The sequence below is a fragment of the Paenibacillus sp. JQZ6Y-1 genome (assembly GCF_040719145.1).
In the GTDB taxonomy this organism is placed as follows: Bacteria; Bacillota; Bacilli; order Paenibacillales; family Paenibacillaceae; genus Saccharibacillus; species Saccharibacillus kandeliae.
This window is the reverse complement of sequence record NZ_JBFDUZ010000001.1, coordinates 1,611,967-1,634,716: the sequence shown is the minus strand read 5'-3', so window position 1 is coordinate 1,634,716 and position 22,750 is coordinate 1,611,967. Positions and strand designations below refer to the sequence as shown.

Sequence of the window (22,750 nt, the reverse complement as noted above, 5' to 3'; positions counted from 1 at the left end):
TCGACTTATACATGCAGCAGTGACTTGAAATCCACTTCTTGATTCAATTGCTTCGCCATATAGACAATATGCTCGCCCTGATTCACATAGTCGTGAAAGATACGATACCCTTTACGTTCGTACATAGCTGCCAGCCACGGATGACGCGACGCGGTTGCCAGCATCACACCGGGCTGATGATGCTTGCCTAGAATAATTTGCTGCTCCACCCAATCCAATAGTCGCGCGCCATCTCCCTGCCCTTTGAAGCGAGGAGCGACAGCAAACCAGCGGATAAACGGCAGATCGCTCAATGCCTTCAAGCGCGGCTGATCATCGCGATCCAGTGTGACGGTAGCAGCAATCTGACCGTCACGCAGCAGCACATAACATTCGTGAGCAGCGATATTGTTCTCTATGATCTCCACCGTCGCATAGCCTGCCGGAAACGGAATTTCCAGCTGACGTAGCGGTTCATACGCATCCACAATCACCTGATGCAGCTCAATGGCATCGTCCAGCACAGCTTGCCGATACACCAGTTGACTTTGCAACTGTTGACTATCAACCTCTACTTGTGATGGCACAGGCTGCGTATGAGTATCTACTGGCTGAGCAGTGACATGAAACTGCGAATCACGAGACGACCGATTACTCACGGCTTTCCCTCCCATTCCATTATGGTCAATCGCTGAATCCTCTACTCCATCGGCATAATCTCACATCGCCTCATATTAAATGGAAAAGCTTGGTTGGCGCTGCTGCTCCAGCGGATGTGGATGATCGTCGCGCTTCAGCAGACGGTTGAGAATCAAATTTTCAAAATGAGCAAACCCGCTATCCCGCTCACGTGGACGATCCAGCGTGATGCGTACATCCAGCTCAATCTGCCCATTCTCGATCAACAGTACTCGGTCGGCAAGTGCGACCGCTTCGCTCACATCATGCGTAACGAGAACTACCGTCAATCCTTGCTCAATCCATAATCGTTCGATCAATTGCTGCATCTCGATTCGAGTTAGCGCATCCAATGCACCGAGCGGCTCATCGAGCAACAACAGATCGGGATGGCTGGCAAGCGCACGCGCTAGAGCGACACGCTGCTTCTGACCACCAGACAGTACAGCAGGCCAATCCTTTTCGCGGTCGTTTAGTCCAACCTGTTGTAATGCTTCCCGAGCATGATCGCGGTTTTTGTCTGGAATCCCGAGCCTTACATTATCCAGTACTGTTTTCCACGGCAGTAATCGAGATTCCTGAAATAAAAAGCGGGTGTTCGGTCGTGCCACCTGACGCTGACGACTGATTTTCCCCCGTCTGTCTGCACCAGTGGCTGCATGAGTGGAGAGCTGTTGAACATGAATTGTTCCGCACGTTGGCTGCTCCAATCCCGCAATCAAGCGCAGCAACGTACTTTTGCCGCAGCCGCTGCGACCGACGATAGCGATAAATTCGCCTTTTTGGATTTGTACATCAATATCCGCCAGAATGAGTCGCTCACCGAACTGTTTCTGTATGCGATCGATATGCAAATACGGGATATTCGCAGATGGAGTCATCGCCATTCCTCCTCGTTTGATTGGTTTTGATTGTATTTGCGTATAGTATAGATGCTCTGAATTTTATTTGCGCGATAACGATGGATTCCAACGTAGCCAGCGTTTTTCCAGCAGTTTGGCAATGCTATCGGACAGCTTGCCAAGCAGTGCATATAGCAGAATACTCAGCACGATCACGTCCATTTGCATAAATTCACGTGCATTCATCGCCATGTATCCAATACCAGAATCCGCAGCGACGGTCTCGGCAACGATCAGAGTCAGCCACATGATCCCCAGCGCATAGCGGATACCGACCAGAATGGATGGCAATGCACCCGGCAAAATAATGTTCGTGTAGAGGGCAAATCGACTCAGCCCATACACACGTCCCATCTCAATCAGACTATGATCCACCGACCGAATCCCATGAAAGGTATTCAGATACACGGGGAAAAATACGCCGAGCGAGACGAGAAACAGCTTCGCTTCCTCTCCAATACCGAACCAGACAATAACGAGCGGAATAAGTGATAGATGTGGAATATTGCGGATCATCTGAATCGAAGAATCGGATACCTTTTCCGATAAGCGAGAGATTCCATTCAGCGCACCCAGCAGGAAGCCAAGCCCACCGCCAATAGCAAAGCCGCTTAGTGCACGCTGCGTACTGATCGCAATATTATCCACCAGCTCACCCGTACCGAGCAGTCGGAAAAAGGCTTCCAGCACCTGCGCCGGAGATGGCAAAATGTTATTCGTAATCCAGCCCGTCGTTGATAACCATTGCCATGCGATAATCAGCAGCACCGGCAAGCCGAATGGCAGCAGTCGTGAGCCCCAAGCTTGTAAAAAAAGTCTGCCTTTCCCACTCTTCGTTGCTGTCCTGACGACCGATGGCTGCTGTACCATGTCGGATGACTGCGAGGATACAGCAGCTTGATAATGCTGAATCTCAACATCGGCATCCTGCGCTGCGGAACGCTCCTGCATGCGAGCCGATGCGGTTGATGATATGAATTTGGAAGACATCGTTGTGCACCTCCCTGCTATTTTCGTGTCTATTCAAATGGGGTCAGAATCATAACGTTTGAAGATAGAGGAATCCTTTCCATCTCATCCCTATAACAGATTGCTCTTATTTCGACGTAGTCGATGCTTTGAGCTTGTCGTTTAAATCGTCACTCCAGAATGTCGATACGTCCACTTTGGATGACAATACCCCAGCATCGCTGAATGTATCGGCTACATCCTGTTCGGAAGCAATGGCTTCTTTAGAGGTGGCGACGATATGACTAGGACGCTGTGCTTCGCCTTCTTTGAGCGTTGTTAATGCTTGATCCTCCGGCTGATGCGTAGCGGCGGCAGTGATTTTCGCCCAATCCTGCTGATGTGTGCGTGTCCAGTCATAGAATTGGTTTATGCGGTTGAGATAATCAGCAATCGCGTCTTTTTTAGCTGCATCGGCAAGTGCGCTATTTGAGGCAGTGACGAGGAAGCTACCGGATAAAATGTCTTTGGCACTTGCTAGTGTGTTCGCTCCATTCTGATGTGCCGAGATAATCGCATTTCCGTAGCTTGCCAGTGCGTCGACTTTGCCGCTGATCAGTGCGCTCAGTCCATCGGCGGTCGATAGCTCAACTGGCTGAATATCCTGCCAGCTCAGACCTGCATCCTCTAAGATTTTCAAAAGAAAATAATGAGCGGTTGTGTTTTTGACAAAAGCGACCTTTTTGCCTTTCAGATCGGCAGGTGTCTTGATCGGTGAATCCTTCGGCACAACTACCTCCTGATTCAGCGTATTACCCTCCTGCACAGCAACGACTTTGAAATTACCGCCATTAGCAGCCTGCGAAGCAAAGATCGGTGGAATCTCGCTAGTTGTTCCGAAGTCCACCTGATTGGCAGCCATCGCTTCGAGAATCAGATTACCGCCTTGGAAGACGCTGTATTCCACTTTGTATGGCGTATTGTCCAGCCCAGCAGCTTTTAACCCTTGCTCTAGATTGCCCCAGCCCGTTTGTCCAACCTTCAATACGACACCACTATCGGAGCCAGATGCCGATTCTGCGGCGGCATTGGGACTACCTTTGGAGCAGCCTGCCGTTAGGAGTAGCAGTGCAATAAGCAGCATAGATGGAACGATTTTCACTATGGACTTGCGCCTTGCTGATACAAATTGACGCCTTTCTAATATAGATTCACGCTTATTAACCTGCTGTTTCATGAATCCTCACCTTTTCTCTATTTATTATAAAATCTCATTATTCATAACTTACGAAAGGTCTAACAATCCCATCAATTGAAGCTAGAAAAGCTACGCTGTGCATGTTTTCCCACTGGATAATCGCTATGCTGACGTAATGCACGACCCAATTCATGCGCTTGTAAAATTGCCCATTTTACTCTATCCGCATCCACAGCGAAAGCCAAATGCTCTGCTGCTCCCTCGCGCAGTGCCAACCCATTCGCAATAATGGTCGCCGCCTGCTCGTGATCGCTTTCGATACCTAGCTGATTCAACGTAACTGGCAAATCCAGCTGATGCAGCCATGAAGCAAGCCGATGCAGCTCTTGCTGCTCCTTGCCCTCTAACACCCACTGGGTCAGCAGTCCAAATGCCACCTTTTCCCCATGCAGACTATGATGCGTTTCTTCCAATCGAGTCAAGCTGTCATGCAATCCATGTGCAATTGCTGCATGAGCGGAGCCGTCCTGAATCGTACCGACCAGACCAGCGAGCAGAATGATCGAATCGCTCACTTCAACAAAAGCATCCGTTGCTTGCCCATCTCCTGCTTGCTCGTACACCTCCAACGCATGACGCTCCAAAATATCCAGTGCTAACTTGGCTGTGCCTACACTGCTGCGCAAAGCAAGACTCCCTGCATTCCCATTCAGATTGACGGCAAATTCATGCCATTTCACCAAGGTATCACCAATGCCTGCTGCTAGATAACGGCGCGGTGCCTGTACAAGTACTTCTGGATCAGCAAGCACAAGAGCAGGCGATTGATGGAGCGGTAAGTACCCAGCAGATTGACCGTCGCTATCGTACAACACAGTCAATGCCGACCATGCTGCACATGTTGCCGGAATCGTTGGTACGGTGACGATCGGAACATTGGACTCCTGTGCAACCGCCTTGGACAGATCGAGCACCTTGCCACCGCCAACTCCGATAATGACATCCACGTGTAGCTGACGGGCGATCGCAGTATACGACGCAATCTCCTGCCGAGTGGAATATCCGTCAAATGTCTCTATATGTACCTGCACACCTGCCTGCTCCAAAGAAGGCAACAACGATTCCCTTACACTTGCTAGCGCTCTGCGTCCTCCGATGACCAGCGCATAGTTACCGATTTCGCGTACCCAGTTACCGCTTTGTTTTAACAATCCGCGTTCATTACGATACACCGCTGGTGCTTTCACAGTAATCATGATTCCACACTCCTCTATGATCAGGTTTGGTTATAACCATTCGCGTTCCATGTCATACGGAATTGGATATATCTTATAATTCCGACCTTTTAAGTTGGTTAAAACTTGAATACAGTCTAGCATCCGGCAGGAACTAGCGTCAACGCATCTGGTAATCAATAAATTCTATATGTATATCAAAAGGTTCTATACATCCCATCATTCATTTCAGCATGCCCTGTATCTCCACCTCTAGGTGGAGAGGTCAACATACCTATTCCACCGCTGTACGGATGAAGCATATCGTTATCTTTTCTATACTAAACGTAATTCAAACGACCAATATCCTATACCGCGAATTGTTATGATTCGCAGGAAAGTGAGTGAATCCTATGTCCAAGTCCAAAGAAGTTCGTCCTGTTTCCTTACTAATTGTGCCGGTGCTCCTGCTGCTCGGTTTATCTTCACAAATCTTGCCACTGTTAGATGGCGGAATGGTGCTTACCCTACTTCTCATCGTCGGTGCTGCCGTAGGGGTTGCGCTCGGTTGGTACCGTTCGCGCTGGCATACTGTTCATCAAGACCCGGAGAGTGGTAAAATTGTAACCAGTGCTTCGATTATGAGCCGAATCACGATCATTGTACTGATTCTGCTGCGTATCGTAGTATCGTACCTGATTGGTGCAGGCTATCTACTCCCTCATCATGCTGCACTGGGCAATGCGTTAACGGGCGCGCTGCTCCTAGCTGCTGTCACCAATATTGCCACCACACGAATCATAATATTTATTCAATATAATCAGCTTGTCCGACGTAGCCGTTCTTCATATTGAGTCAAGGGCATATCGTCAAGCTTTAACATGCCTTGATGGATCTGCTATCATACATCCTTTATAAAGTATCCTTGTTCTTCATAGATAACATCAATCCGATTCCATACAGATATGATTCTATACAGTTAAGATCCCATACAGAAAGGAAACTGTTCATGGACACGTCCCGACTGGAACGTCTCAACAATAACAGACCGTGGTTCCGGTTCGGCGCCATTCTTATTTTGATCTATTTTTCCATTCGCAGTTATATTCAGGAGCCTAGCTGGATTACAGTGGTTTACCTGCTAGCGGTTGTTTTTTTCGCCTCCTTGATCTGGTGGCGCTTCCGCATGAGCAATATGCTACTCATTGTGATGAGTATCTTTCTGTTTACGATGGCAAGTATTAGTGAGTACTTTCATGTTGCAGTGGACTCCTATTTTGCTCTATTGTGGGCATGGTTCTCCATTCTATCAGCGCGCTCCGTTAAACGGGAGCCTTTGACAACGATTCTGCTGATCCTTACTGGCTTGGTAATGCTGGTGTTCAGCTATGATGGAAACTTGCCTTATAGCATGGCGATCTCCATATTTAGTCTGTACGTAGGTATTAGTAGCTTTTCACGGTATATCCGTATCAATCGCGTTAACCGCGAGCAGTTAGCGGAATTGGAAAAGGTACACAGTCAGCTGCAAAGCGCTCATGACGCTCTACAAGAAAATGCCCTCCAATCCGTGCGTTATGCCGCACTAACCGAGCGTACACGTATCGCTGGTGAAATTCATGATGGGCTGGGTCATCATTTTACTTCGATTATTGTGCAGCTACAGGCATTAAAATGGATGATCCGTCCCAATCCGCAGCAAGCTGAACAAACGGTCGACCAGCTGCTAGAAGTCTCGCGTCAAGGTCTAGCAGAAGTACGCAGTGTGGTCAAGGATTGGTCTGCCAGTGAGCATACCGATGACGAGCTGCGTATGCTCGCTACACAGGTGGCGGAGCGTTCAGGATTAGAGCTAACATTCCATTCCGAAGGCGATCATGCTAGCTGGGGTGATACCATTGAACGGATGTTATATCGGCTGTTACAGGAATCGCTGACCAATATTGTACGACATGCTCATGCAACGCAGGTGGATGTAACAATTCTGCAATCCGCTTCTACCGTTCGATTGACAGTGGTGGACAATGGAAGCTATCGTGAAGAACAGACCTTGACGCATGGCTTCGGGCTGAACAATATGAGCCGTCGCTGTGCAGAGTTGAATGGCAGCTGTACCTTCCGACAGACTCCCGGCGGTGGCATGACGGTGGAAGTGGAATTACCACTACATACACCTGTAACAACTGCATTGTCATAATCCATTGACCAATACCCGCTAAAGGAGTACTTCTATGAACGAAACCGATTCTATCATTCGCATCATTCTTGCCGACGATCAGGCGCTGATCCGGCAAGGCATCCGCTATATTCTCGATCTTCAGCCCGATATTCAGGTTGTCGCCGAAGCATCGAATGGTAACGAGGCAGTCCAGCTCGCAGAACAGCACAAGCCCGATCTGATGCTGATGGATATTCAGATGCCCGGTCAAACCGGAATTGAAGCAACACGTACGATTTTGAACCATTTGCCGGATACAAAGATTGTGCTACTGACTACGTTCGATGTGCAGGAATACGTTATCGAAGGCATCCGCGCTGGTGCATCCGGTTATTTGCTCAAAGACATCGATATGAGCGAAATGATCCAAGGCATTCGCTCCGTCTGCGCAGGTGGAGCGGTATACAATACAACCAATGCTGGCAGCGCACTAATCGAACTGGTCGGTCGCCCATTGCCATTACAGAGTGAACATGCAACCGGATTCCGTGTACAGCAAAATTCCCCATTAGAATTGATTGAACCACTAACAGAGCGCGAGCTGGAAGTATTGCAGGCAATCGCTTATGGCAAACGCAATTTTGAGATTGCTGACGAATTATATGTATCGGAAAGCACGGTCAAAACGCATGTGCATAATCTGATACAGAAGCTTGGTGTCAAAGATCGTACACAAGCTGCCGTGGTGGCGATTCGCCAGGGGTTAGTGAACTAATCCAGTTCGTCGGTACGATTGAGGATTGAATGGTGCTCGAACAGGTAGATGATACATTCGGCATTTTGATGCTGTTGAAAAACGTTTATTTCTTAGTCAAAATGTCAACCACTCCAAACCAACTAAAAAGCAGCCATCTCGTCTAAATGCCAGACAGACAAAAAGGCGAACACATCTAATCTGTGTTCGCCTTTTTACTTGATTCGTATCTAAATCTGCACTTTAGATTTGCTTTCTATTCAAGGTTTGACGTCATTCTCCATATCTTGTTTTATAAAAAAACGACCTGCAACAGTAAAATTCGCAGGTCGTTTCATCAACTGTACCATATACCATTCTATCTATTCCATCCCATTTGTAAGATACTCACCTCACAAATCCCTTCCTACTCAACCCTTCACCGAACCAGCCGTCAGACCCGTTACGAAGAAGCGTTGCAGGAACATAAACAGAATCACCATCGGCAATGCCGTAATGATAACACCAGTGAGCAGCATTGTATAATCGGTCACATACTCCCCGCGGAATTGCATCAAGGCGAGCGGCAAGGTTAGCTTTTCTGTACTGTTCAACAGCAGCAATGGAATCAACAGATCATTCCATACCATGACGAACAGAAATGCCGCCGTTGCCGACAGCGAGGGACCGGATAACGGTAACACGAGACGCCAGTAAATCTTCCACTCACCTGCGCCATCCATGCTGCCTGCCTCCATCATTTCCTTGCTGAGCATCTCCATAAAGCCGGTTAAGGTAAATACCGTCAAGGGCAGCAGCCCTGCCGCTGTGACGAAGATCAGCGCAGTTAGGCTATCCGACCAGCCCAGCTGACGCACGAGCGAATACAGCGGCAGCATAATGACCTGCGATGGAATAATCAATCCAGCTACAAAATAGGCAAACGCAAATTTACCCAATCGTCCACCGAGACGTACAATACCGTACGAGATCAGACTACCGAGGAACAATACCAGAATGACTGTAAATATCGTCACACGTGCACTATTCCAGAAGTATTGCAGCATCGGCTGTGCTTCAAAGATATTGATAAAGTTCTGAAAACTCCACGGATCTGGCCAACCGAGCGGATTGGCGTAAAATCCCTGACTTGTTTTAAACGAAGAAACAATCACAAAGTAGAGCGGTGCTGCAACTAGCAGCCCGTACAAAATCATGATGATGCGTCCGACCCATTTCATCGCAGCTATTCACCCCGCTTGTTTAATCAGATTAGTCCTACTGGTGATGCTACCAACATTATCCATGCGCACCTTCACGGCGCAATGCCCGGAACTGGAAGAAGGTAAGGATGCCGAGCAGAATGAGGAAGATCATTGAGCCGGCGGATGCCAAACCAAATGAGTAGTTCGAGAACGCCAGATGATAAATATATGTCGTCAGAATCTCGGTCGAATAGTTCGGCCCGCCATCGGTCATTACGAAGATCAGATCGAACGCTTTGAACGACTGAATGGTCGTGTACGAGATGACGATTGCTGCCGATGGTGCGAGCAGCGGCCACGTAATTTTTCGGAATACCTGCAATCGGGTAGCGCCATCAATGCGTGCCGCTTCTACTAATTCACCCGGAATCGCCTGCAAACCCGCAATAAAGATAATCATCATCTGACCGGCATGCGCCCAGATTTGCACAAAGGCAATGGAATACAATGCAATCTTGGCATCACCAATCCAGCTTTTGCCAAGCTGCTCTAGTCCAACGCCTTGCAGAGCTGTATTGAGCAGACCAATCGACGGATCATAGATAAATGACCAGATCAGACCGACGGATACCGATGATAAAATCGCCGGGAAAAAGTACAGCGCCCGGAATACAATATGGGTCTTGGAGTTGCGTGCCAGAATAAGCGCCAGTACAAGCGAGACAATCGTCTGAATAATTACTACAACGACCATAAATTTAATATTATTGACAAACGCTTTGCGGAACGTAATGCTCTCAAAGCTATCCTTGTAATTAGAAATACCGACAAAATCATACGCCGGAGATACTCCATCCCAGTTCGTAAACGAATAAAACAATCCCGATAAAGCCGGGTATACGAATAGTCCTGTGTACAGTAATATCCCTGGCAGCATGAACAGCCACAGCATTTTACGATTGATCATAAGCGTTACCGTATCCCTTTACTTCATCTTAGCGGCAAAAATTCCGGGCGGCGCTAGAGCCCCGACCGGATTTGCCTTGTACTGCCTTGCTCAATTATTTCCCTACCTGCTGATCGATGATTGCCTGTGCGTCCTGAGCAGCTTGCTCTGGAGTTGCGCCACCAAGTACCGCTTGAATAGAGTTGGTTACGGCTTTTTGATTTTCCGCATTCAGAATCGTGAAGCGTGGCTGGAACAGCGTCTTCTTATCAGCCCACTCCTGCACAATTTTCAATTCTGGGCTATCATACGTAACGTCATTCAATGTCACGTTTTGACCAGTTGCATTCGCATACTCAGCAGCAATCTCCGGTTGGCTTAGGAATTCGAGGAATTTCTTCGCTTCTTCTGGATGCTTAGAACGGCTATTGACCGCCAACATAAATGTACTCGTATGCACACCTTGATATTTGGCTTGATCAGCAGACACGGTGATCGGCGCCAGTAAGCCTTGTTGCAGCTCTGGATTTTGTTTTGCATTTTGCGCCAGCTGATACGAACCGCTTGCCAGCATAGCTGCTTTGCCCTGAATAAACAGTGCACCAGCCGCTGCATCCTTCGTACCCAGCGAGTTGGATTGGAAGTAGCCTTTGTCGTTCAGTTCTTTGAATTGCGTCAATGTTTTCACCCAGAATTCGTCGGTCAGCTTCGCCTGTCCCGCTTCTACTTTCGTGAAAATATCTTCGCTTGGTTCATTGTTCATCACCATCGTGTTCATAAACTGACCTGGACCAATATCCCCGCCTGCAAAAGCAATCGGGATAATGCCGTTATCCTTCAGCGTCTGGCACAGTTTCAGGAAGCCATCCCAATCCTTTGGCGGTGTCAGATTGTATTTTTCAAAGATCGCTTTGTTGTAGATCGGTTGGTTGTATACGAGCTGGTATGGCAGAGCGAGCTGCTTGCCATCTTGTTTTCCTGCATCAATCAGACTTGCATTATAGTTTTTCACAAATGATTCGCTACTCAGATCGGTAAATAAACCGGCTTTGGACAGAGCTGCGAATTGCGAGCCTGGGAAGGATGCAAACACATCACCGACCGAGCCATCGGTCAATTTGGCTTGTGCAGTTGTTTGATACTGATCCGACGTTAGCGTTTGCATATCAACGACGATGTTTGGATTTTTTGCTTCAAATTGATCAATGATTTTCTGGAATGCCTGGGTGTCCTCTCCACGCCAGTGAAGGAAGCTGATCGTAACTTTGCCGTTTGCTGCATTATCGGAACCCCCACCACATGCTGCGAGCACGCCCGACAGCAGCAGCACTGCACTTAGCAGCAAGGCCCATTTGGTTGTCATTGTTTTCATGATCGATCCTCCATTATATATTGGCATGCAAGCTCATCTGGGCGTTTCCTTATAATCATGCGTATATCCTTCATCGATATGTACACATAATAACTGCACTGCTCTACCGCAATGCAATTTAGGCACGCCAAATGATCTTAATCACGACCATATCCCTATTATTATAGTGGGAATACCGTGATTTAAATCATAGCAAATTTTAAGAATGTCAAACAATGTCAATATGTGTTCTTTTTTATTTGTCAAAATGTGTTGTATAATGGAACTGTACCTTTAAATACGAAAGGATGATTTCTCAAGCATGACCAGAGACGTAACTATCGTCACGGATCGTGAACGCGCTGAGCGCTTCGTCGTGACGCCTTCCGCCTTTACCCAGTCCGGTGGTCTATGGATTACGCAGGCAGGCCGTTATCTGCTCAATCCCGACAACCGACGCATTTTCTCCGGCAATAGCGTTGCATTCTGGGTCGCCACCCGTCAGGATGGCATCATTATCAAAAACGGTCAAAATTATGTACTTGGCAAAAACAATGTCTGGTGTGTGCCTTCCCACATCACCCTTGAATATATTAATAATACCGACGAGCCGCTGGAAACTTTCTTTATCGGCTTTGCCGGCCCTCAAGCGGATGAGCTGATCCGTCATAGTGGTATGCATGACGGTTACAGCGAAGTTAGCGATCGCCTGTTTGAAGAGTTGCTGCACTGTTACAGTACTATATTAAACACAAAACAAGAAGTTGATACGATTGCCTGCGAGTTAGCTCGTTTGGAAATGATCTATCGCCTATTTGGTCTCATGTGCAGCGATGAGAGCAGCCGCATCGACTACACCGAGCAAAAGAAAGATCAAAGCTGGATGGAAGAAGCGATGGAGTATATTCATGCTCGCTTTCATCAAGGGATTACGGTCAATCAGGTCGCAGAGCATGTCGGTATTCACCGCACGCATTTCAGCAAGCAATTTCATCAGCAATATAAAGTTCCGCCTGCCGAATATATCCGTAGCCTCAAGCTGGAAAAGGCACGTCGCCTACTGAGCGATACTAATGACTCGGTCGCAGAGATCGCTGAAGCGATTGGTTATCCTGATGTCTTTTCCTTTTCCAAGGCATTCAAAAAGCACAGCGGCTTCACGCCTAAGAAATACAGATTGCACGTATTGTAACATGTAAAAGCGGACACGGTGTGCATCTGGCTGCATACCGCTCCGCTCACGGTATAGCAAAAAGCCCCTTTCGTCTATCTTACCCATACACTTCATGGGACAAGATCGAAAGGAGCTGTTTTATTCATAAGGTTATACAAGCATCTCCGTGTTGCGGATGGAGTATTTTCTCTCGTACTACATGCACAAGTTTATCGCATCATGCTACACTTTGCTATACGTTCATGTTTTACTACATACTTGGTGCAATTACTGGTTGTTCAAACATCAGCTGAATATGCTCCAGCGCTTCCAGCTCATCCTTGCCGCGGGTGCTCAGCAGCAGTTCTGTACCGGAATGAATAATAGTCAACATCATACCAAGCAGACTTTTTACGTCTACTTCACGACGACTTTGTTCTGGACCGAAGGCGATACGAATATCGGAAGCAAAGCTAGATGCTTCATTTGCGATACGCAACAGGTGCGCGCGATCCAAGGTGTGTTGAATAGTGAATTGATGTACTCTCATTTTGTCATATCCTTTCTCATGATGGATACGTGTCTACATTCAACAAGCGGTATAGATATCCATTACCTTTTTTTAAGGCAAATGATACCCCTTTCATGTACTGAATTTCAACCCATTTTCCATTGTTTCCAATTTTAATTTTTTAAATCATTACAATCCGATCTTTGACGATGTTTGATCCAGGCTTTCGGTAAATATTACCAAACAGTAACAAAGCCTCTGCCCTTATTATCGGCAGAGGCTTTTGTGCGGGTAAGAGCGTTTCGACATTTTATTTACTGTAAGGTCACATCATCGTACCAGGTTAATTCATCATTCGACGCATTGCGTAGCGTCAGAGTAACTTTCCCTGTTTGTCCACTGTGGCTCTGATTATAAATAAAACCAAAATTACGCTGGTCACTGCTTGCATAAAAACCGTCTTTGCCATTTTTCCCGTTCTGCACAGCCTGATCAAAGGTAGCTGATTCAGTATAACCGGGAGATTCCCATTCCATCGTGCTCACCTTGTAGCCCTGGGGCAAAGATTCTACACGAAGGAACATTTGACCCGGACCCTGCTGGACCGTGCTAATTTTCAGCTCGGTTGTTTGCGGAGTCAGTTCTGGGTCTGCATTGTTGTTGACTTCGGAGCTACCGCTAGTAGTACCGGAGCTACTGTTTCCAGTTCCTGACGTTGCGTCTGTACCAGATTCGTTGCTGCCGGTACTTCCTTCAGTCGATCCTTGGTTATCGGTGCTAGAGCCAGTCGAAGGCTCTGTACTGCCTGCACCGCCACCGGTTGTATCCGTGCCAGTACTCTCATTACCTGGGGTTTCGGTATTGCCAGTGGATTCATTATTGGTTGTCGGTTGCTGCGGCGTTTGAGCTGATTCACCGGAATTGCCTGATGAACATGCGCTCACGGTGATCATCATCAATGCCAGCCCTGCACCGAGCATCCATTTTGTTAAGCGATTCATTGAAGTTCCTCCATTTCCAGTGCTTGCGAATGTTAAACCTGTGGTTCAACGAAAAGTGATCTTGGTGAAGCGACAGCTGTAGCCTGCTTCGGAGGATGGAAAATCACTGCCTGTAGACGTTTAGCTCAATTGCAGACGATGTGCTGCATGCAGCGTTGGTCCAACAAATTCATTCAGACGGAAGCCGTTAGCAATCGCCTGCGTGATGAAGTTTTTGGCTTCACTGTAGGATTCTTTGACCGTCAGACCTTTGGCAAGACCTGCGGTTACAGCAGCAGATGTCGTGCAGCCTGCACCGTGTGTAAATTCCGTTGCGATTGCATCCACTTCAAACCAGTCAAAGTTTTTGCCATCGTACAGCAGATCCAGCGCTTTGCCTTCTTTCACTTTACCGCGTGTTTTGATGAGTACATGCTTGGCGCCGCGCTCGTAAATCCGCACAGCTGCTTCCTTCATTTCATCCTCGGTACGAATCAAAGGCGTTTTTGCCAGTTGGGACGCTTCGAACAGGTTTGGCGTCACGAGATCCGCACCCGGAATCAGAAGCTCCAGCATCGCTTCCGTATTTTCTGGTTGCAGCACTTCGTCTGTGCCTTTGCAAACCATAACCGGATCAATCACGATACGGTTCAGAGGGAAACGCTTCAAGTAGTTGGCTGCCAGCTCAATAATTTCGACCGAACCAAGCATCCCTGTTTTCACCGCATCAAAACCGATACCTTCCATAACCGTGCGCAATTGGGCTTCGACTACGCCCAAATCTACCGGAAATACTTGATGATTCCACGTTTTTGGCTCCATCGCCACGATGGTAGTCAGTACGGTCATGCCGTACACGCCTAGTTCCTGAAAAGTTTTCAGATCTGCCTGTATGCCTGCACCGCCGCTCGTATCCGAGCCGGCTATCGTTAACGTTTTGGGTATAGTCATGTGAGTGATTCTCCTTCGCTTAATATGACCCTATTTTAACACAAGCTGACATGAGAATATAGGTTTTCATGAAAAGTCCATTTGTTTTCATGCTGCATGGGTGGTTTGGGTACATTGCGCATTGGAGTTACTTGGCTGCGGGAAGGGATTAGGGAACGGGACTCCAGTGGAGCCGCGGGAATCTTTTGGAATGGGGAAAGAATGAAGATTCCCGCAGCTCCAAGGTCGCCCTTTTCCCTAATTCCCTTCCCTCCGCCGAGCGTACATCTAATGCGCTGCATCCCAAACCACTTCAGCAAAAGAGGTAGCAGGTGATGGGATAGGTTGAGTAGATATAGAGACTGTACTGTTTGGTGTTTGTGATGTGAAATATTTTATGGCTGTACGATTTTGTTCATCGTACAGCCATTTTGGAATTATTGCTCTTATTTGTTTGATTGTAGTAACTATGGATACGTAGCGGATTGGTACTTATTCTTCGATGGCTTGTGGTTGGCGGAATTGGTAGTAGACGCCGGTCATGTCTTCGGAGAGTTTCCAGAGCTTGTCGGCGGTGGTGGCGTTGTATTTGTGTTCGAAGGTGCGGTCGATGTGTGGGTAGCCTTTGCGGCTACCTTTACCGTCGGGACCGATGTATTCGCCGCCTTTTAGCGATGGGTTTGTAGCTGCATATAATGTTGGCAGGGCACCCATTTCGGCGGATTGGCTGACTAAGCCCCACAGGAAGCTTGCGGCTTTGCCGGCTTTTTGTCCAGAGCCGCGGGAGATCAGGTTGGTGTTGGCGACGCCGGGATGGGCGGCGATGCTGATCGTTGATGCGCCGGTTGCTTGCAGGCGTTTTTGCAGTTCGCGGGCGAATAGCAGGTTGGCAAGCTTGCTTTGACCATAAAATTTCATCGCGCTATAACCAATCTGAGCGTTCAGATTGTTGAAATAAATGTATCCACTGCGTGCAGCGATACTGCTCAGGGTAATTACACGCGAGTCTGGTGTATCCAGCAGCACCGGCAGCAGCTCACCAGTCAGTGCAAAGTGACCGAGATGGTTACTGCCAAATTGCAGCTCAAAGCCCTGCACTGTTCGTCCAAGCGGCGGAATCATCACTCCTGCATTGTTGATCAGGATGTCTAGCGATGAATAACGCTGGATATAGGTTTGGCTAAACTGATGTACACTTTCGAGGTCAGCGAGATCCAAGTGCATGACTTCAACCTTGGATCGAGGATATTGATGCAGTAGCTCGACTGCTGCCTGATGACCCTTTTTCAAATTCCGTACCGCTAATATCAGGCTTGCTCCATGTGCAGCCAATGCTCTTGCGGTCTCTAGTCCAAGACCACCACTGCCGCCGGTAATGACAACCCGCTTATCTGTAAGATCAGGTATTTGCTCTACTGTCCATTGTGTACTCATATAATCCTCTCCCGTCTATTGTGGTTATGTCTGCTACTATTCAACTGTAATGCAAGGTAAAGTACCGCCCATCCTTACTGCGGACAGAACGTAGGTTGCTTCATTACTTTATAGTATACTTTCATTTACCCGCAAAACCCAATTTCGCACAATCATAAACAAACAGCAGCCCTGAAGATCAGGACTGCTGCTCATAGTAACGCGCCATTTCAACAATCATTGCACCCATACGCTCATTATCTGGCGCAACAATGCGTGTAATCTGCTCCTGACGAAGCGCTTCGGAGGTAACTTTGCCAACAGATACTGCTAATATCGGACCATGCAGCGCTTCACGCAGCTGCTCTGCATATCCATGTTCTGTAGCATGAACGAATAGATGCCGCACCTGTACTGCCGTTGTAAAGCAAATAGCATGCACCGTCTGCTGCTCAATCTCTCGCCGCAACTGCTCTAGTGTATCCGGTTCGGGCGGGATGCTCAGATACGGTAGCAGCGTGTGAACGCTAGCAGCCCCCTTTTGCTCCAAAAAAGAAACAAGTGTCGGCGCAGGTTCGCCATGCAGCTGCACCCAGATACGCGCCCCGTGCAAATCCACTGACTCCAATTGCTCCTCTAGCCCTCGAACCGTACCATCAGAATCGCGCACATCCGGTGCAAGTTCCTCAGATTTGAGAGCACTGTACGTCTTGTAGCCGCGAATGGCAATACGTGCACCCCGTACCGTTTCGCGGAACGCTTCGCCAATACCAAGACGATCCGCAGCTGCAAACAATGCTGCTGTTCCGATTCCAGTTGTAAATACAAACCAATCGGGCTTATCTGCGATGACCTGTCTCAGCTCCTGCTCCATTTCCTCTTCCTTAAACATGGTCATTCCTTGAAGCGAACGAACGACAGCCTGTGCGCCCTGCTTCACAATCAGTGATGTCATCTCGTCCAGCTTACGCGAACCTCCGATGACGATTGTTTTTCCTTCCATAGCTCTGGTCAAAACATGCTCCCCCTCTGTCTGTTTTGCCAAAACGGTTCCGATAGCTTTTTTGCCTATTGAATTAAAGCGGACGCTCTACAACAAACGGATCTGTCAAACGTGCGTATTCATTCCCAGCAATACGTGCTACCGGTTTCAGTTCGGCGGCATGAATGTAAAACTTGTCGGCATCAATCACCTTTTCATCAAAATGATACCACAGGATACGTGCAAGCAGCAGATCCTGTACAATTTCACCTTGATCGTTTTGGATCGGGATATGCTTTTCCAATTTGCATTCAAAGCGTACAAGCGCTTCGGCGATTCCCGGCACAGCGATTTTATCGCTTGGTACTGTTGTAAGATTGGTCAATTCCAATTCACTTTGATCCGGTGGCAGCGTTGCGCCGGTCATATTCATTTGCTCTGTCAATTCTTCACTGACAACATGAATCACCAATTCTTCGCGAGCGATAATGTTGCGTGCTGTATCCTTCATCTGCCCTTCGCGCCGCGCAACCGACACCGATACAATCGGCGGATCAGAGGCAACGATGTTAAAATAACTAAACGGTGCAATATTATATACATCCGTTTCCGATAAGGTGCTGACCCATGCGATCGGACGCGGAATCACAGAACCGGTCACAAGCTTGTAATTTTGAATATTGGTAATAGATTGCGGATCAATCGTAATCATGAAAAAACCTCCTGTAATTGAAAAGTGGATTCAGCATATCAAAATTCAGAGTGCAGCGAAATGGTTGAAGTTCACCCTTAGCGGTAAGCATGAATCCAGCCTCTCTCCATTATGCTTCAAGACAAAAGCTGATATCAAAACATAACTGCAATCTTCATACAAAATAACCCCGATCTTCATCATTTGAAGACCGAGGCTATGTGTAATCTCATTCTAGTATTCTCTCAATCGAATCAGAATCCCAGTATTTATATCCAATTCATCGGATTCGCTCAAGCAAAATAGACGCTCTCTTAGTGCATCGGACCTTGTGCGCCTGCTTGCTTGTTCACAATGACACGTTTCACAAAGAACGAGCAGACCAGTCCAACAATCGCCAGCACCAGCGCAAAGATAAAGGAGTGCTGGATACCAGTTGTAAATGCCATCGCTTGATTCGCTTGGCTGGACGGATCAGCAACACCGCTAAGATAGCTAGCTTGACCAGCACTCAGAATACTTACTGCCAGGGCTGTACCAATCGCACCTGCCACTTGTTGAAGAGTATTCATAATTGCCGTACCATGCGGATAGAAGTGACTTGGCAGCTGATTCAGACCATTGGTCTGCGCTGGCATCATAATCATCGAAATGCCGACCATCATAAAGATATGCAGCGTAATAATCAGACCAACCGGCGTAGACGCATCAATACTTGTATAAATAAACAGCACAACTGCTACCACTGCCATACCAATCGTTACGAGCCATTTCGGACCGAATTTGTCAAACAAACGACCCATGACTGGCGACAGGAAACCGTTCAGCAGACTTCCTGGAAGTAGAATCAAGCCTGCTGCCAGAGCTGTCAGTGCCAATCCTTGCTGCAAGTACATTGGCAAAATCAGCATCGATGACAAAATCATCATCATACAAATGAAGACAAGGATCAAGCCAATCGTAAACATCGGATAACGGAACGCGCGCAGATCAATCATCGGTTGCTCCATCCGTAGCTGACGGATACTGAATAGGAGCAAGGAAATAACTCCAATCGCGAGTGTCACAATAACAATAGGATTGCTCCAACCGCTACCTGCATCCCCGTGTCCACCAGCGCTACTGAATCCGTATACGATTCCGCCAAATCCAAGCGTAGACAGCACAATCGACAATACATCGATCTTCGGCTTAGTCAGACGCGAGATGTTCGGCAGGAATTTCAGACCGAACAGCAGCGAGATAATGAAGAACGGCAGTGAAATCCAGAAAATCCAGTGCCATGTCAGATTCGCCAGAATCAGACCTGAGATGGCTGGCCCACTTGCCGGAGCGAACATAATAACGAGACCAATCAATCCCATCGCAGAACCGCGCTTTTCTACTGGGAAAATAACGAGAATGGTATTAAACATCAATGGCAGCAGCAATGCCGTACCGACCGCTTGCAGCAAACGTGCAATCATCAATACTTCAAAGCTTGGCGCCATCGCCGCCACCAGCGTACCAGCAATCGAGAAGATCAGTGACGTGGTGAACAGCTGTCTTGTCGAAAACCATTGCAGCAACAAGCCTGATACGGGAACAAGAATACCCATGACGAGCAAGTAGCCAGTGGTCAGCCATTGAATCGTAGTCGCTCCTATACCCAATACACCCATAAGCGGCGTAATCGCTACATTTAACGCCGTTTCGCCGAATAGGCCGATAAATCCACTCAGCAGCATGGCGAACAAAATCGGTGCCACCTTATATTGCGTTGTTTCTTGTTGATTCTGTGCAGAATCATTTTTCATGGAAGCATCCACGTGCCCATCCTCCTTGACAATCTTTCTGTCTATGTGTAGTTATTTTACTGAATCTCCATAGCTTTTCATGACCATGGATAAATATTTCGCAGCCGTCAGCAGCGGCTTGTTATTCTGGTTGGTCAGGCTGATAATGAGTGCGCCTTCCATCATGGACAGCGTTAGTAAACCGCCATCCTGTGCCTCCTCTGGACTTGCACCCTCTAGTAGCAGACGCTCCGCAATAATTTGCTGCCAATCGGCAAACACCTGCTTGCACGCCGTCCGTAGCGCATCACTAATGCAAGACGTTTCCACCGCCGCCCAGAAACTAAACGGAATAAAGCCAGTATATCCCGACGCTTCCGTTTCCAGCGCCATATCATGTACAAAATGATAAACAGCGTCACCTGTTCGCTCATGCTTGCCAAAGGTGTGCTGGAACTTTGCCGTGACATGCTTATTGGCCTCCTGTATACACACGAGGGCCAGTTGCTCCTTACCATTCGGAAAATAATGATACAGCGATCCTTTTGGAGTTTCGCTTTCCTTAATAATCTGGCTGAGCCCTGTCGCATGGTATCCCTGTGAAAAGAACAGCCGGGCTGCCGTATCGATAATTTGTTCCTTCGCATTGGACTTTTCGCCCAATCTCATCACATCCTTTTTCATCGCCCGTCCAATTATAACGATTGGTCTATATAATTAAAGCGTAAAATATTTTAAAAGTCAATTCATTTGCAATTTAAAATGCTTGCATGTAAACCGATACATAACTTATACCAAATAATCATGATCTCATCGTTAACTTCAATCAAATCCATGTAAACTTCTACATCCTATGAAACTTCATCAGCAAGCATCACTTGAACAATAATCTATGCTTGTCCTTCTTTCCACACATCCAGTTCTTCCTTTAATTCGCGATAAATATCGACAATATCATCCAGCGGCATGCGAACTAACCCACTAGAGGATGGCGCAACAAATTCACGCACACCTTCCGTAATCGACTCATTCTGAAATCCCCAAGGCGCTTTTGCTTTTTTACTGTACTGCGTATATACACCCTTTCCGACAAAACAAGCGATATGCGGACGATATTCCGTTAGCTTGGCTCTCAACTCCAATCGTCCCTGAGCATATTCTTCTGGCAAAATATCATCTATACCGCGGGTAGGACGCGACACAATATTGGTAAATCCATACCCCAGCTCCAGCAGATCACTATCCTCGTCGGGCAGATATAGACGAGGTGTCAAGCCAGAACGATACAAAATCTGCCAAAACCGATTGCGCGGGTTCGCATAATGATGACCTACTTCACCAGAACGAAGACTAGGATTGAAGCCGATAAACAGGATATCTAGTTGGGATTGTACATGATCAGGAATAGTTGGCACGATGGTTCCTCCGTTTGCTTTTGCTATAAAATTTAACATTTTCAGCATTTTTTTATCTTTTTCGACATAAATACTATACAATATCCGTGACTATTGACCGATATATTTATTCAACGACAGGTAAAACACACTTTCACTTAACACTTAAACGCTGAATGAGACTTATGGACAGACAGCGACCGACACTGCCTCATGCGACGAATCGTCAGGCACCATAACTTAACAATCCGAGAATATAGCAAAGGAATGATTGGCATGATTACATTAAACGAAAAGCAAATTTATGCTGTCCTCCATAAACAATTGAACCGCAACTTCCCTGTACAATCCATGGAACTCAACTATCATATTGAAGCAGACAGCCGCCTGATCAATACCGAAGGCGAAGTAGAATTGTCCAACAAGCATTACTGGGTTAAAGTTATGGACTGCGTATATCCTACACACTCCCGCCCGATTCTGATGAGCGAAGTCATCTACTTCCTGCGTCAAGAATATATGGACAGCACGATCCGCGTATTCATGAAACAAGATGCACATGGCGAAGTATATGCAACAGCTGAGATTTCCTTCCAAGATCATGTTGCACTGGAAGCCGAACAACTCAAAGCGATGATTGATCTCGCATTGGTAGTCAAAGACAAACAATGGTTTGAAGAATTAACTGCTGCTTATCTGAACATGACTCGTCCGTTGCCAAGCTCCGTATCCAGCTCTATGTAATGATTACACCGGCAAACGCATCTTGTATCGCGTAGCCGTTCACGATCAGGACCTTTCCCTTTGCGAAAGGTCCTATTTTTATGTCCACTCATTAGCGACGTACGGCAAATTCTAGCGATTGCGCACAATCTTGAAACCTTTTTATAAATAAATAGTATGTATGGGTATGCTTTTCTAGAAAAATGTTGCTATGATAGAAAAGATGGTTGAATACATAGTATATAGCCGAATCACCACAGACGGAATTCCGCATATACATATAGATGAAGGAGGAACAACTATGGACCCGAACCGCCCACCCTATCAATCACCGCCACCGTACGATTCTCAACCCCCTTACGGTAACTATGATCCATACTATCCTTATGGACCACGCCCAAACAACGGCAAAGCCATCGCTGCGCTCGTGCTTGGTATCTCATCAATTGTGACGATTTTCTTTTTACCGGGGATTGGTATCATTCTCGGGATACTAGGTGTCATTTTTGGTATTCTAGCACTTAAGGAAATTTCGCGACGTATGGAAGGCGGCAGAGGCATGGCAATCAGTGGGCTGATTTGTGCCATTATCGGTTTTCTGATGCACGTCGCCTTGATTGCATTTGTTGTATTTGCAATCATTATGTCCATTGGGGAGTCGACGGATACCGGTACAGATTACTGGTCGCCTACATTCCAACAGGATGGAACATCTGATTTCTACTAAACCAAGCAAATATCGAGCTCCATTAGATACATGAAACAGGATATTCCTCTTTCGCGAGGTTAGCAGATCGCTGATTCCAATGGGTACAATACTCATATTCAGCATAGCAATTGTTTAGCCAGTTCATAAGATCGTCAAAAGGGTAGAGCCGCATATGGC

23 protein-coding genes are annotated in these 22,750 nt (G+C 47.2%); 6 read left to right on the top strand and 17 right to left on the bottom strand.

Annotated elements, in window-relative coordinates; genetic code table 11:
* Nucleotides 1-5 precede the first annotated feature (5 nt).
* From ABXR35_RS07145 to ABXR35_RS07125, 5 genes are all read right to left on the bottom strand, one after another.
* Nucleotides 6-638 carry a GNAT family N-acetyltransferase gene (locus ABXR35_RS07145; RefSeq protein WP_367057451.1) on the bottom strand — a complete coding sequence of 211 codons (633 nt, stop codon included), beginning with the start codon at nucleotides 636-638 and terminating at the stop codon, nucleotides 6-8.
* A gap of 75 nt (nucleotides 639-713) precedes the next feature.
* Nucleotides 714-1,538, bottom strand: coding sequence for an ATP-binding cassette domain-containing protein (locus tag ABXR35_RS07140; protein WP_436669325.1), 825 nt, complete (start codon nucleotides 1,536-1,538; stop codon nucleotides 714-716).
* Between the two features lie 63 nt (nucleotides 1,539-1,601).
* Nucleotides 1,602-2,549, bottom strand: a complete 948-nt coding sequence (gene ssuC, locus ABXR35_RS07135) for an aliphatic sulfonate ABC transporter permease SsuC (RefSeq protein WP_367057446.1) — start codon at nucleotides 2,547-2,549, stop codon at nucleotides 1,602-1,604.
* A gap of 106 nt (nucleotides 2,550-2,655) precedes the next feature.
* Nucleotides 2,656-3,669, bottom strand: a complete 1,014-nt coding sequence (locus ABXR35_RS07130; RefSeq protein ID WP_367057443.1) for an ABC transporter substrate-binding protein — start codon at nucleotides 3,667-3,669, stop codon at nucleotides 2,656-2,658.
* A gap of 146 nt (nucleotides 3,670-3,815) precedes the next feature.
* On the bottom strand, nucleotides 3,816-4,961 hold the full coding sequence (locus ABXR35_RS07125; protein WP_367057441.1) for an iron-containing alcohol dehydrogenase family protein: 1,146 nt from the start codon (nucleotides 4,959-4,961) through the stop codon (nucleotides 3,816-3,818).
* 371 nt (nucleotides 4,962-5,332) lie between these two features.
* On the opposite strand from ABXR35_RS07125, the gene ABXR35_RS07120 reads away from it, so the two are divergent.
* From ABXR35_RS07120 to ABXR35_RS07110, 3 genes are all read left to right on the top strand, one after another.
* Complete coding sequence (locus tag ABXR35_RS07120; protein WP_367057439.1) at nucleotides 5,333-5,773, top strand: CcdC protein domain-containing protein; 441 nt, start codon at nucleotides 5,333-5,335, stop codon at nucleotides 5,771-5,773.
* A gap of 155 nt (nucleotides 5,774-5,928) precedes the next feature.
* A complete protein-coding gene (locus tag ABXR35_RS07115) occupies nucleotides 5,929-7,116 on the top strand; it encodes a sensor histidine kinase (RefSeq protein WP_367057436.1) in 1,188 nt (395 codons plus the stop codon).
* A gap of 34 nt (nucleotides 7,117-7,150) precedes the next feature.
* Nucleotides 7,151-7,852, top strand: a complete 702-nt coding sequence (locus ABXR35_RS07110; protein WP_367057433.1) for a response regulator transcription factor — start codon at nucleotides 7,151-7,153, stop codon at nucleotides 7,850-7,852.
* Nucleotides 7,853-8,241: 389 nt separating this feature from the next.
* On the opposite strand, the gene ABXR35_RS07105 is transcribed toward ABXR35_RS07110, so the two are convergent.
* From ABXR35_RS07105 to ABXR35_RS07095, 3 genes are all read right to left on the bottom strand, one after another.
* Nucleotides 8,242-9,051, bottom strand: coding sequence for a carbohydrate ABC transporter permease (locus ABXR35_RS07105; protein WP_367057430.1), 810 nt, complete (start codon nucleotides 9,049-9,051; stop codon nucleotides 8,242-8,244).
* Nucleotides 9,052-9,109: 58 nt separating this feature from the next.
* Nucleotides 9,110-9,982 (bottom strand): carbohydrate ABC transporter permease, encoded by an 873-nt coding sequence (locus ABXR35_RS07100; RefSeq protein ID WP_367057427.1) that lies wholly within the window; start codon nucleotides 9,980-9,982, stop codon nucleotides 9,110-9,112.
* A 94-nt stretch (nucleotides 9,983-10,076) separates the two neighbouring features.
* Nucleotides 10,077-11,333, bottom strand: coding sequence for an ABC transporter substrate-binding protein (locus ABXR35_RS07095; RefSeq protein WP_367057424.1), 1,257 nt, complete (start codon nucleotides 11,331-11,333; stop codon nucleotides 10,077-10,079).
* Between the two features lie 301 nt (nucleotides 11,334-11,634).
* On the opposite strand from ABXR35_RS07095, the gene ABXR35_RS07090 reads away from it, so the two are divergent.
* Entirely contained in the window at nucleotides 11,635-12,504 is an 870-nt protein-coding gene (locus tag ABXR35_RS07090) for a helix-turn-helix transcriptional regulator (protein WP_367057421.1), read from the top strand.
* Between the two features lie 232 nt (nucleotides 12,505-12,736).
* Here ABXR35_RS07090 and ABXR35_RS07085 read toward each other — a convergent pair whose 3' ends face one another.
* The 9 genes from ABXR35_RS07085 to ABXR35_RS07045 all read right to left on the bottom strand — a co-directional run bounded on the left by ABXR35_RS07085 (nucleotide 12,737) and on the right by ABXR35_RS07045 (nucleotide 21,162).
* Nucleotides 12,737-13,015, bottom strand: coding sequence for an HPr family phosphocarrier protein (locus ABXR35_RS07085; RefSeq protein ID WP_367057418.1), 279 nt, complete (start codon nucleotides 13,013-13,015; stop codon nucleotides 12,737-12,739).
* 275 nt (nucleotides 13,016-13,290) lie between these two features.
* Nucleotides 13,291-13,977: a hypothetical protein gene (locus tag ABXR35_RS07080; protein WP_367057416.1), complete on the bottom strand. Its 687-nt coding sequence runs from the start codon at nucleotides 13,975-13,977 to the stop codon at nucleotides 13,291-13,293.
* A gap of 120 nt (nucleotides 13,978-14,097) precedes the next feature.
* On the bottom strand, nucleotides 14,098-14,907 hold the full coding sequence (thiD, locus tag ABXR35_RS07075) for a bifunctional hydroxymethylpyrimidine kinase/phosphomethylpyrimidine kinase (protein ID WP_367057414.1): 810 nt from the start codon (nucleotides 14,905-14,907) through the stop codon (nucleotides 14,098-14,100).
* Nucleotides 14,908-15,378: 471 nt separating this feature from the next.
* Entirely contained in the window at nucleotides 15,379-16,320 is a 942-nt protein-coding gene (locus ABXR35_RS07070; RefSeq protein ID WP_367057411.1) for an oxidoreductase, read from the bottom strand.
* Between the two features lie 178 nt (nucleotides 16,321-16,498).
* Complete coding sequence (locus ABXR35_RS07065; RefSeq protein ID WP_367057408.1) at nucleotides 16,499-17,314, bottom strand: uroporphyrinogen-III synthase; 816 nt, start codon at nucleotides 17,312-17,314, stop codon at nucleotides 16,499-16,501.
* A 61-nt stretch (nucleotides 17,315-17,375) separates the two neighbouring features.
* Complete coding sequence (locus tag ABXR35_RS07060) at nucleotides 17,376-17,993, bottom strand: flavin reductase family protein (protein WP_367057405.1); 618 nt, start codon at nucleotides 17,991-17,993, stop codon at nucleotides 17,376-17,378.
* Nucleotides 17,994-18,286: 293 nt separating this feature from the next.
* Complete coding sequence (locus ABXR35_RS07055) at nucleotides 18,287-19,768, bottom strand: DHA2 family efflux MFS transporter permease subunit (protein ID WP_367061255.1); 1,482 nt, start codon at nucleotides 19,766-19,768, stop codon at nucleotides 18,287-18,289.
* Between the two features lie 51 nt (nucleotides 19,769-19,819).
* Complete coding sequence (locus tag ABXR35_RS07050) at nucleotides 19,820-20,410, bottom strand: TetR/AcrR family transcriptional regulator (RefSeq protein WP_367057402.1); 591 nt, start codon at nucleotides 20,408-20,410, stop codon at nucleotides 19,820-19,822.
* A 227-nt stretch (nucleotides 20,411-20,637) separates the two neighbouring features.
* The gene (locus tag ABXR35_RS07045; protein WP_367057398.1) at nucleotides 20,638-21,162 is read right to left on the bottom strand and encodes a mismatch-specific DNA-glycosylase; all 525 of its coding nucleotides are present in this window, start codon (nucleotides 21,160-21,162) and stop codon (nucleotides 20,638-20,640) included.
* Nucleotides 21,163-21,417: 255 nt separating this feature from the next.
* Between ABXR35_RS07045 and ABXR35_RS07040 the strand changes: the two genes are divergently transcribed.
* Both ABXR35_RS07040 and ABXR35_RS07035 read left to right on the top strand, forming a co-directional pair.
* Nucleotides 21,418-21,885, top strand: a complete 468-nt coding sequence (locus tag ABXR35_RS07040) for an IDEAL domain-containing protein (protein ID WP_367057395.1) — start codon at nucleotides 21,418-21,420, stop codon at nucleotides 21,883-21,885.
* 280 nt (nucleotides 21,886-22,165) lie between these two features.
* Complete coding sequence (locus ABXR35_RS07035) at nucleotides 22,166-22,591, top strand: DUF4190 domain-containing protein (protein ID WP_367057392.1); 426 nt, start codon at nucleotides 22,166-22,168, stop codon at nucleotides 22,589-22,591.
* The last annotated feature ends 159 nt before the right edge of the window (nucleotides 22,592-22,750 follow it).